This window comes from Serratia sp. PL17, assembly GCF_017832355.1.
Lineage (GTDB): Bacteria > Pseudomonadota > Gammaproteobacteria > Enterobacterales > Enterobacteriaceae > Serratia.
In genome coordinates, this window is record NZ_JAFIBY010000025.1 from 1 (window position 1) to 1,208 (window position 1,208).

Sequence of the window (1,208 nt, forward strand, 5' to 3'; positions counted from 1 at the left end):
ACGAAAGTGGAAACACCTTCGGGTTGTGAGGTTAAGTGACTAAGCGTACACGGTGGATGCCTAGGCAGTCAGAGGCGATGAAGGGCGTGCTAATCTGCGATAAGCGTCGGTAAGGTGATATGAACCGTAATAACCGGCGATACCCGAATGGGGAAACCCAGTGCAATTCGTTGCACTATCATACGATGAATACATAGTCGTATGAGGCGAACCGGGGGAACTGAAACATCTAAGTACCCCGAGGAAAAGAAATCAACCGAGATTCCCCCAGTAGCGGCGAGCGAACGGGGAGGAGCCCAGAACCTGAATCAGTTCTTGTGTTAGTGGAAGCGTCTGGAAAGTCGCACAGTAAAGGGTGATAGTCCCGTACACTAAAATGCATTAACTGTGAGTTCGATGAGTAGGGCGGGACACGTGACATCCTGTCTGAATATGGGGGGACCATCCTCCAAGGCTAAATACTCCTGACTGACCGATAGTGAACCAGTACCGTGAGGGAAAGGCGAAAAGAACCCCGGCGAGGGGAGTGAAATAGAACCTGAAACCGTGTACGTACAAGCAGTGGGAGCACCTTCGTGGTGTGACTGCGTACCTTTTGTATAATGGGTCAGCGACTTATATTTTGTAGCAAGGTTAACCGTATAGGGGAGCCGTAGGGAAACCGAGTCTTAACTGGGCGAATAGTTGCAAGGTATAGACCCGAAACCCGGTGATCTAGCCATGGGCAGGTTGAAGGTTGGGTAACACTAACTGGAGGACCGAACCGACTAATGTTGAAAAATTAGCGGATGACTTGTGGCTGGGGGTGAAAGGCCAATCAAACCGGGAGATAGCTGGTTCTCCCCGAAAGCTATTTAGGTAGCGCCTCGTGAACTCATCTTCGGGGGTAGAGCACTGTTTCGGCTAGGGGGCCATCCCGGCTTACCAAACCGATGCAAACTCCGAATACCGAAGAATGTTATCACGGGAGACACACGGCGGGTGCTAACGTCCGTCGTGAAGAGGGAAACAACCCAGACCGCCAGCTAAGGTCCCAAAGTCATGGTTAAGTGGGAAACGATGTGGGAAGGCATAGACAGCCAGGATGTTGGCTTAGAAGCAGCCATCATTTAAAGAAAGCGTAATAGCTCACTGGTCGAGTCGGCCTGCGCGGAAGATGTAACGGGGCTAAACCATGCACCGAAGCTGCGGCAGCGACGCTTAGGCGT

The 1,208-nt window shown here is 51.7% G+C and carries 1 rRNA gene; it reads left to right on the forward strand.

Annotated features, from left to right (window positions below):
• Positions 1–29 precede the first annotated feature (29 nt).
• A 23S ribosomal RNA gene (locus JOE25_RS26490) occupies positions 30–1,208 on the forward strand; the annotation flags it as partial.